The organism is Vulcanococcus sp. DEBay_Sum22DG08_74 (assembly GCF_017852955.1).
GTDB lineage: Bacteria > Cyanobacteriota > Cyanobacteriia > PCC-6307 > Cyanobiaceae > Vulcanococcus.
The window spans coordinates 1-8,942 of record NZ_JAFMKL010000071.1; the positions used below are offsets into that span (position 1 = coordinate 1).

An 8,942-nucleotide genomic window follows, 5' to 3' on the forward strand; every position below is an offset into this window, starting at 1 on the left:
CCTCTGTCAGCACTGCGGCGAAGAGCTCTTCCACAGCGGACCCTGCTGGAGCTGCGGTCACACCAACCCGGCAGTCCTGCAACTGCAGCTCCCCCGAGGACAGGTGGCCGCCTGCCCAGGCAATGACCTCTACCCCCATCACTTCGATGGACGCGACAGCGAGCGGCTCGATCAGCCCCTGGCGCAACTGGTCGGCCACCCCACGGACCCAAGCGTTGTCGGTCTCAGGAACCTCGGAGCAACGGCCTGGCAAGGCCAGTTGAGCAACGGCCAGCTGCTCGAGGTGGAGCCGGGCAAAACCTGTAATGTCGCGGCCCTGCAGCAGCTCAGCACCCAGGCCGGGCCGATCACCCCGATCCGCAGATAAGCCATGCCCTTCCCCAACGTTCGCCTCAGCAACCGCCCGCTGCACTTCATCTACCTCTGCGATTGCTCCGGCTCCATGGCCGCCCAGGGCAAGATGCAGGCCCTGAATCAGGCGATCCGGCAGTCCCTTCCGGGCATGGCGGAGGTGGCCGAGCAAAACCCTGAAGCCCGGGTGCTGGTGCGGGCCGTGCGTTTTGCCGATGGCGCCGCCTGGCATCTGGCCGAGCCCACACCCGTGCAGGAGCTGCAGTGGCGTGATCTCGAGGCCGGTGGCATCACCGCCATGGGGGAAGCGCTGGAGCTGGTGGCCGGCGTGCTGCAGTCCCCGCCGATGGAGGAGCGGGCTCTGCCCCCGGTCTTGGTGCTGATCTCCGATGGCCAACCCACCGACGACTTCGATGCGGGGCTGAGCCAGCTGATGCGTCAGCCCTGGGCCCAGAAGGCCGTGCGCCTGGCGATTGCCATGGGCCATGACGCCGACCTCGAGGTGCTGCAGCAGTTCATTGGTCCTGAGCCCAGCGGTGGCGGCAAGTCGCCGCGGCGACCGCTGCAGGCCAGCAATGCCACAACCCTGGCGCAGTACATCCAATGGGCCTCGACCGCCGTGGTCGGAGCGGCCTCCATGCCCGCCAGCCGGCTGGATGACACGCCGCAGGACGCAGGCAACATTCCCCTGCCGGATCTGCCGCCGACCCTGCTGGACCCCGTCGACGACGTCGGTCCACTGGTGTGGTGAGACCCGCCTGGACTGGCGCACGCCATTGCAGCGTGATCGGCGCCGCCCACCGGCGGCAGGGCAAACCCTGCCAAGACGCCTCCCGGGTCTGCCAAGTCGGCCCTGAGCTGCAACTGCTGCTGGTCTCCGATGGCCATGGCGGCAGCCGCTATCGCCTCAGCGATGTGGGTAGCCAGCTGGCCTGCGCTGCGGCAGAGGAGTCGGTCGCGGCGCTGGCCAGGACGCTCTCCCTTCAGGATCAAGACGGCTGGCGCCGGCAGCTCGCGCAGGAGCTGCCCACCGCGATTCAGCAGCGCTGGCTCCGGGCGATCAAGGAGCACTGGAGCAGCCAGGCCGCTTCAGCGGACGAAGCCTTCTCCAGCGCGCTCTACGGCTGCACCCTGGGATTGGTCCTGCTGAGCCCCGACTGGTGGGGCTGCACCGGCATCGGCGATTGGGACCTCGTGGAGATCCACGCCGATGGGGACGCCCGTCTGGTGAACCAGGAGCAACTGAGCAACGCCACAGGAGAGGCCACCTTGAGCCTCTGCCAAAGCGAAGCCCTGGATGCCTGGTCCACGCGGGTCCAACTCCAGTCCGCCCTCCCCACAACCGCCCTGGTGCTCTGCACCGATGGGGTGCGCAAGTCCTGCGCCACCGATGGGGACTTCCTGCAGCTCTGCCAGCAGATGCTGGAGATCCAGGGGGAGGCCTTGGTCCAGGGATTGGAGGAAATCACGGCCCAAGGCAGCGGTGACGATGTCTCCGTTGCCATCGCCCAGCGCAGCGAACCAGCCCGGCGCGGGAAGGCGGGGGTCCTCACCGCCCTGGGCGCTGCCGCAGCACTGATCGCGGGGGCCCTCTGGTGGTGGCCCAAGGCCCCTGATCCGCTGGCCCTCGAGATCCAACAGCTCTGCCAGCACCCCGAGCGGATTGAGGCCAGCCTCAAGCAACGGCGCCAGCAATTCCTGGCCTTCAAGAGCAGTCCCGCCCAAGCCCAGGCGCTGCTGGATCATCCCGAGCGAGATCCCCTGGGCGCCCTAATTGCCAGCAGCGCGCCTGGGGCCAAGGCGGAGCCGAAGATCTGCCCAGCCCTGGAGCAAGCCCTGCGGGCGCAATGGGAGGCGGCGAGCGAGACTCAAGAGCCATCCCGCGCCCCGGCGCGACCATGAACGACTACCAGCTCGGCGTGAAGCTGCGGCGCCAAATCCTGGCGGACTTTGAGCGGGGGATCAGCAGTGATGTGCGCCGCTACCAGGCGCTGCTCAGCGATTTTTGCGGAGACAACGAACTGCTGCTGCTGCCGGCCCTGAAGCACCTGGTGCAAACCGCCGCCTTCCAGGAGGCCGTGGCCGAGCGGCCGCCCCTACCCAGCGAAACCCAACTCAACCTGCGGCTGCAGCAGGAGCTCGACGCCCTCTTCGCCCCGGCCCTGTGCCTGCGGATGGCCGAAGTCCTGCGGGGCCTGCTGGGCCTGGCCCCCGATGGCCAGGCCATCCCCAGCGACCTCCAGGACGAGCCCACCGCCGTGGTGGATACCCCCGTTCACTCCAACAGCGGTGTCGTCGCAGTGCTGAGCTTCATCGCTGGCGTGCTGGTGGTGGGCGTTGTTGGCGCCCTCACCTGGCTGGTGCTGCTCAACCGCTCCATGACGCCCTCCACGGCAACGGCGCCGGCCCTGGTGAGCGAGCCCGAACCCACCCAAACCGAACCGGAGCCGGCCACCAGTGAACCCAAGTTGGATCCAGCCCAACTGCAGTTGAACCAGGCCATTGAGACCGTCCGCCAGCTGTACGACGACATCTCCCTGGGGAACACCGCTGCCGCCAAGCAACTCTTCAGCCCCCAAGCCGCCGATCAGTTCGACCCCGCCTTCTTCAGCCAGTTCCAACGGGTGGCCGTCGACAACCTCCAGGAAATCAGCCGCGATGGCAGCAAGGTCAGCCTGCAGGGGGTCGTGACCTTCGTCTATCCGGATGGCACCAGCCAGGCGGAATCTCGCTCCTTCACCGTGGACACCGCCAGCCAACCGGGACTGATCACCGCCAGCAGCTTTGATCAAGTGGTCAGCCCGCGCCGCTGAGCAGGCACAAAAAAGCCCCCGCTCTGCGGGGGCCAAGGAAACGGGGGAACCGCAAATCAGGCGGTACCGCAGAAGGTGACGTCGGGGAACTTGAGCTTGGCCTCTTCCAGGCTCTTGCCCTTGCCTTCCTCTTGCCAGTAGTTGATCACCTCGGTGGCCTTGTTGAGGACTTCAACGCGCTCGTTATCGGTGATCCAGCTCTTGCCTTCCAGCTCCGTCTTCAGGGTTTCCCAGGCGTCCTCACGGGGCCAGAAGAAGTAGGAGGTCAGGGGGCTGGGGCCGCCACCGACGATCTGATCGACGGCCAGGGCCACGTTGTCCGGCAGCCAGAGGATCTTCACCAGGAAGCGGCCCTCATCGGCCTTCGGGGTACGGCCGGAGGGAACGCCGTTCTCGTCGATGGTGGCGGTCGCCAGGGCAGCGCTGGCACCACTCAGCACCGGACGAGCCTCAGTGGTCTCCGTTGCCGGAGCTTCTGTCGAGGCAGTCGTAGCAGCAGTCGCCGCGGCGCTCTCAGCGCTCTCGGTGCTCATGGTGTCCGCGCTCAAGGCTTAATGACAAACAACTAACCTACCAGCCGCTGTTCTCCAGTCCCCTGAGCCCGCGCGCTGTTCTCCTGTTCGACATCGACGGCGTGATCCGCGATGTGGGAGGCAGCTACCGCAAGGCCATCGTGGAGACGGTGCATCACTACAGCGGCCAGCGGCCCAGCCCCGAGAGCATCGATGCCCTGAAGGCCGAGGGGTGCTGGAACAACGACTGGGAGGCCTCCCTGGAGTTGCTGCGCCGGCAGGGTCAGCAAGACCTCCCGGCCTTTGAGGCACTGGTGGAGGTCTTCAACAGCTTCTATTTCGGTGGTGATCCAGAGGGTGACCCCGCGGCTTGGGCGGGCTTCATCCGCAACGAGCCCCTGCTGGTGGATCCCGCGTTCTTTGCCTCTCTCTCGGCGGCGGATGTGGCCTGGGGGTTTGTCAGTGGCGCCGAGCCGCCCTCGGCCCGCTTCGTGCTGGAGACCCGCCTTGGCCTGAGGCAGCCGCCACTCATCGCCATGGGAGAGGCCCCCGACAAACCCGATCCCAGCGGCTTCCTGCGGCTGGCGAGCTCCCTCGCAGCGGCAACCGTGCCGGTGGCCTACCTGGGGGACACCGTGGCTGACGTCACCACCGTGGTGCGGGCACGCCAAGAGCGCCCCGCTCAACGCTTCATCAGCCTGGCGGTGGCCCCGCCGCACCTCCAGAACAGCCCGCGCCGCGGGGCCTATGAGGAGCAGCTGCGGGCCGCCGGTGCTGATGCGGTCATCGCCAACACGAGCGCTGTGTTGGCGGCTCTGGAGCAGGCGATCGCCTAGCGCTCCAAGGCCGCCGGAGCCTTGAGGGCGGCGGCGGTGAGGTTCTCGTGGCCGTGGTCGGTCACCGCCACGTCGTCCTCAATCCGAATGCCAATCCCCTTCCAGCGTGCCTCGATCTCAGGCTGCCCCTCGGGGACCGGCAGGCGATCGCTGACGTAGAGACCTGGCTCCACCGTCAGCACCATGCCGGTCTCCAGGGCCACATGGTGCTCACCCAGGCGATAGGCACCGACGTCATGGACGTCCAGGCCCAACCAATGGCCGGTGCGATGCATGTAGAGGTGCCGGTAGGCCCCCTGCTCGATGATCCCGTCCACCTCGCCCCGCAGCAGACCCAGGTCCACCAAGCCCTCCACCAGCACGCGCACGGCGGTGTCATGGACGCCTTCAGCGGTCTGCCCCGGAGCAACGAAGGCCACGGCCGCCTCCTGGGCCGCGAGCACGAGGTCATAGAGGGCGCGCTGCTCGGCGCTGAAGCGGCCGTTGATTGGGAAGGTGCGGGTGATGTCTCCGTTGTAGTAGTCGTTCAGAGAACAACCGGCGTCGATCAAGAGCAGATCGCCGTCCTTCAGCAACGCATTGTTCGCCGTGTAGTGCAGCACGCAGGCGTTGTCCCCACCGGCGACGATCGATCCGTAGGCCGGGCCGCGGGCCCCCTGCTCGAGGAAGTGCTGCTCGATCACCCCCTGAACCTGGCGCTCGTTCAGCCCTGGGCGGGCCACCTGGCGGGCCAGTTCATGGGCCTCGGCGGAGATGCGGGCCGCTTCGCGCATCCGCGCGATTTCTTCGGGGCTCTTGCGCAGCCGCAGGGCATGCAGGAGCGGACAGGGCGCCACCAGGCCCAGGGCCGCCGTACCGCTGCGGGGGGCACGGTCGAGCTGACCAGCCCAGGCCTGCAGTACATGGGGCTCCACCTCGGGGTGCTTGCCCACCCGGAAGGCGATGCCTTCGGCACCGCGCAAATAATCGGCCAACCGTTCCGCCAGCTCCTCGCGGGGGTGGGCCAGGTCTGCGCCAAAGCGCTCCACGGCCCCCTCACAGCCCCACCGGAAGCCCATCCAGACCTCGGCGCTGGGTTCCTTGGGCTGCACAAAGAGAACAAACCGCTCCCCCTCGGGCCGATGGGGCAGAAACAGCGCAACCGCGTCGGGCTCATCGAAACCCGTCAGGTACCAGAAGTCACTGTTCTGGCGAAAAGGCCACTCGCAGTCGGCGTGATGCGTCACCAGCGGAGCCGCGGGAATCACCGCAGCAGCGCCGCCAAGGGCCTGAAAGAAACGAGCACGGCGCTGGGCAAAGACGTCCGGAGCGAGCGACATGGAAGCGAGCGGTGCTGAGCGCGACGATGGCACAACCGCTTCAATACGTGGCGACCAGGCCCCTGCCCTTGCCTCAGCCCTCCACCGCTGAACGCTGCGCCCTGTTGCTCTCGCAATGGCGGGGAGACCTGCGCCTGAGCGATCGGGAGCGCTCGGTGCTGGAGCCGGAGCTGCGCACCCTGGATCAACAGTTGCTGGCGCTGAAGCAGCGGCGGCTGCGGGTGGCGGTCTTTGGCCGGGTGGGCGTGGGCAAATCCAGCCTGCTGAATGCCCTGCTGGAGAAGCCGGCCTTCGCCACGGACGTGGCCCACGGCTGCACCCGCAAGCAGCAGCGCGAGACCTGGGGGGTCCAGGTGCCCGATCTCAGCCAGATCGAGCTGGTGGACACCCCGGGCATTGATGAGATTGCCGCCCGGGCCCGCCATCGCCTGGCGGCCCGGGTCGCCCTGGGGGCCGACCTGGTCCTGCTGGTGCTCGACAGCGACCTGACGACCCCGGAGGCCGAGGCGATCGAGCAGCTACTGGGCGCCGGGAAACCGCTGCTGCTGGTGCTCAATCGCATCGACAACTGGCCGAGCGGCGAGCGCTCGGCGCTGATCGAGAGCATCCGCTCGCGCCTCCCCCGCCAGGCGCAGCACCTGGAGATCCTGCCGGTGGCCGCCGCCCCGCGGCGGGCGGTGCTGCTGGAGGGGGGCCGCGTGCGCAGCGAACCCCAGCCAGCGCAGATCGCACCCCTGCGGGCGGCCCTGCTGGAGCTGCTCCAGGACCAGGGCTCCCTGCTGCTGGGCCTCAATGGACTGCGGGCGGCGGATCGTTTCAGCCAGAGCCTGCATGCCTGGCGCCTGAAACGCGGCAAGGCCGCCGCCCAAGGGCTGATCGGCCGCTATGCGGCGATGAAAGCCACCGGCGTCGCCGCCAATCCGCTGCTGCTGCTGGATCTCGCCGGCGGCTTTGCGATCGACACCGCCCTGGTGCTGCAGCTCTGCAAGCTCTACGACCTGGAGATGAGCAGCAGCGGCGCCCGGGCCCTGTTGACGCGACTCTCGGCGCAAAACGCCCTGCTGGGGGGAACCCAACTGGGCATCCAACTGCTGCTGGGGGGACTGCGGCAGGTGCTGCTGCTGGCCGCCCCCCTGAGTGGCGGCTTGAGCTTGGCGCCGGCGGCTCCGGTGGCCATGGCCCAGGCGGCCCTGGCCGTCTACAGCACCCGCCTGACCGGACGCCTGGCGGCGGCGGAGCTACTGCGCAGCGCCCAGCGGGGGCGCTTTCGGCCCGCCTCGCTGCTGCGGCGCCTGGCCGGCCAAGACCCCCAGGTGCGCGACTGGCTGCAGCAGTGGCAGCGCATGGGTGGAGGCCCCATCCCCTCGGGCCAGCTGTTGCCGTGAGCAGCCCCGAACTGGCGTTGTTCGGCACCAGTGCCGATCCCCCGACCGAAGGGCATCAGGCCCTGCTGCTCGGCCTGGCCCAGCGCTACGGCCAGGTGGCGGCCTGGGCCAGCGACAACCCCTTCAAGCAGCACGGGGCACCGCTGGAGCTCCGCGCCCAGCTCCTGGGGACCTTGATCGAGAGCCTGGGCAACGACCAGGTGCAGCTGGCGCAGGACCTCAGCAGTCCCAAAGCGATCGAGACCCTCGATCGCGCCGCCATCCGCTGGCCGGATCGGCAGCTGGTGTTTGTCGTCGGGGGCGATCTCGCCGGTCAAATCCCCAGTTGGTATCGGGCGGCAGATCTGCTGCAGCGCTGCCGCCTGACGGTGGTGCCGCGCCAGGGCCACCCGATGGCGGCAGGTGCCCTGGAGAGGCTGCGGGATCTGGGGGCCCAAGTGGAGCTGCTGGAGCTGCCTGTGCCAGCAACCGCCAGCTCAGCCATTCGCGGCGGGCAAGAGAACAGCTCGATTCCCGAAGTGCTCTGGCCCGAACTGCTCAAGCACAATCTCTATGGCCTCACCTCCAAGCTCGCCCCCTAATGCGCGTCGCCCTGGCCCAGATCAATCCCCTGGTGGGGGACCTGAGCGGCAACGGCGCCCAACTGCTTGAGGCCTGCCGCCGCGCCGCAGAGGGCGGTGCCGACCTGGTGGTCTCATCAGAACTGGCGCTCTGGGGCTACCCCCCGCGGGACCTGCTGCTGCGCCCATCCCTGCGGCACAAACAAGACGCGGTGCTGGACGGGCTAGCCCGTGACCTGCCAACCGGCCAGAGCCTCTTGCTGGGGGTGAGTGAGACGGTCAGCGATGGCCAGCAGCCCGATCTGTTCAACAGCGTGGCCCTGGTGGAGAAGGGCGCCTGGCGGATCGTGGCCCGCAAGCGCCTGCTTCCCAGCTACGACGTCTTCGATGAACGGCGTTACTTCCGCCCTGCCGAAGAGCCCTGCCTGCTGGAGCTCGAGCGGGAGGGGCGCCGCTGGCGCCTGGGCCTGACCATCTGCGAGGACCTCTGGGTGGAGGAGCAGCTCCACAGCCAACGGCTCCTGGGGGGCGATCCGGTGGGGGACTTGGCGGCGCTGAAGCCTGACCTGCTGATCAATCTCTCGGCCTCCCCCTTCGGGCAGGGCAAACCGCAACTCAGGCGAGAGCTGGCCAAGAGTGCCGCCCAGCGATTGGGCGCGCCCGTGGTCTACGTCAACCAGGTGGGAGGCAATGACGAGCTGATCTTTGATGGCGGGAGTTTCGCCACCACCGCAAACGGCGAGGTAGCCACACAGCTGGCCTTTGGGAAAGCGGATCTGGCCTGCTGGACAGTCGGCGACACCTCCGCTGCAGCGCCGATCCCCTGCGACGAAGAACTGCTGCTGCGGGCCCTGGTGCTGGGGGTGCGGGACTACGCGCGCAAATGCGGCTTCGGCAAAGCGCTGCTTGGACTGAGCGGCGGCATCGATTCGGCCCTGGTGGCGGTGCTGGCGGCGGCGGCCCTGGGCGCCAAGCAGGTGCAGGCGCTGCTGATGCCCTCCCCCTGGAGTTCAGAGGGCTCCATCAACGACTCCCTGGAGCTCGCCAATCGCCTAGGGATCAGCACCCAGACGGTGCCGATCGAGGGCTTGATGGCTGGATTCGACGACGCCCTGAGCGCACCCTTGGGGGGCACCCCGGCCGGGGTCACGGCGGAGAACCTGCAA

The 8,942-nt window shown here is 68.3% G+C and carries 9 protein-coding genes and 1 pseudogene; 8 read left to right on the forward strand and 2 right to left on the reverse strand.

From position 1 onward, the window contains the following. The 4 genes and pseudogenes from QZ184_RS08240 to QZ184_RS08255 form a co-directional block, all read left to right on the forward strand. Window positions 1–367 (forward strand): annotated as a pseudogene (locus tag QZ184_RS08240) (protein kinase); the annotation flags it as partial. 3 nt (window positions 368–370) lie between these two features. Then, window positions 371–1,102 carry a VWA domain-containing protein gene (locus QZ184_RS08245; protein WP_010315348.1) on the forward strand — a complete coding sequence of 244 codons (732 nt, stop codon included), beginning with the start codon at window positions 371–373 and terminating at the stop codon, window positions 1,100–1,102. After that, a complete protein-coding gene (locus QZ184_RS08250) occupies window positions 1,099–2,253 on the forward strand; it encodes a PP2C family serine/threonine-protein phosphatase (protein ID WP_296419009.1) in 1,155 nt (384 codons plus the stop codon). Before QZ184_RS08245 ends, QZ184_RS08250 begins: the two co-directional genes overlap by 4 nt. After that, on the forward strand, window positions 2,250–3,164 hold the full coding sequence (locus QZ184_RS08255) for a hypothetical protein (protein ID WP_296419011.1): 915 nt from the start codon (window positions 2,250–2,252) through the stop codon (window positions 3,162–3,164). The genes QZ184_RS08250 and QZ184_RS08255 overlap by 4 nt, the downstream gene beginning before the upstream one ends. Window positions 3,165–3,220: 56 nt before the next feature. Here the strand turns inward: QZ184_RS08255 and QZ184_RS08260 are convergent, their stop codons facing one another. Then, the gene (locus QZ184_RS08260) at window positions 3,221–3,697 is read right to left on the reverse strand and encodes a 30S ribosomal protein PSRP-3 (protein ID WP_247477117.1); all 477 of its coding nucleotides are present in this window, start codon (window positions 3,695–3,697) and stop codon (window positions 3,221–3,223) included. 62 nt (window positions 3,698–3,759) lie between these two features. On the opposite strand from QZ184_RS08260, the gene QZ184_RS08265 reads away from it, so the two are divergent. Next, a complete protein-coding gene (locus QZ184_RS08265; protein WP_296419028.1) occupies window positions 3,760–4,512 on the forward strand; it encodes a TIGR01548 family HAD-type hydrolase in 753 nt (250 codons plus the stop codon). On the opposite strand, the gene QZ184_RS08270 is transcribed toward QZ184_RS08265, so the two are convergent. Then, on the reverse strand, window positions 4,509–5,831 hold the full coding sequence (locus tag QZ184_RS08270; RefSeq protein ID WP_296419014.1) for an aminopeptidase P N-terminal domain-containing protein: 1,323 nt from the start codon (window positions 5,829–5,831) through the stop codon (window positions 4,509–4,511). The genes QZ184_RS08265 and QZ184_RS08270 overlap by 4 nt on opposite strands. Window positions 5,832–5,857: 26 nt before the next feature. Between QZ184_RS08270 and QZ184_RS08275 the strand changes: the two genes are divergently transcribed. From QZ184_RS08275 to QZ184_RS08285, 3 genes are all read left to right on the forward strand, one after another. Continuing rightward, window positions 5,858–7,216, forward strand: coding sequence for a GTP-binding protein (locus tag QZ184_RS08275; RefSeq protein ID WP_296419018.1), 1,359 nt, complete (start codon window positions 5,858–5,860; stop codon window positions 7,214–7,216). Next, on the forward strand, window positions 7,213–7,797 hold the full coding sequence (locus QZ184_RS08280; protein WP_296419021.1) for a nicotinate-nucleotide adenylyltransferase: 585 nt from the start codon (window positions 7,213–7,215) through the stop codon (window positions 7,795–7,797). Before QZ184_RS08275 ends, QZ184_RS08280 begins: the two co-directional genes overlap by 4 nt. Beyond that, the coding region (locus QZ184_RS08285) for a nitrilase-related carbon-nitrogen hydrolase (protein ID WP_296419024.1) at window positions 7,797–8,942 on the forward strand (1,146 nt) is incomplete at its 3' end. The genes QZ184_RS08280 and QZ184_RS08285, both read left to right, overlap by 1 nt.

Coding starts and splice junctions, on each gene's coding strand:
- QZ184_RS08245 (WP_010315348.1), top strand. CDS start 371: ATGCCCTTCCCCAACGTTCGCCTCAGCAACCGCCCGCTGCACTTCATC.
- QZ184_RS08255 (WP_296419011.1), top strand. CDS start 2,250: ATGAACGACTACCAGCTCGGCGTGAAGCTGCGGCGCCAAATCCTGGCG.
- QZ184_RS08260 (WP_247477117.1), bottom strand. CDS start 3,697: ATGAGCACCGAGAGCGCTGAGAGCGCCGCGGCGACTGCTGCTACGACT.
- QZ184_RS08270 (WP_296419014.1), bottom strand. CDS start 5,831: ATGTCGCTCGCTCCGGACGTCTTTGCCCAGCGCCGTGCTCGTTTCTTT.
- QZ184_RS08275 (WP_296419018.1), top strand. CDS start 5,858: ATGGCACAACCGCTTCAATACGTGGCGACCAGGCCCCTGCCCTTGCCT.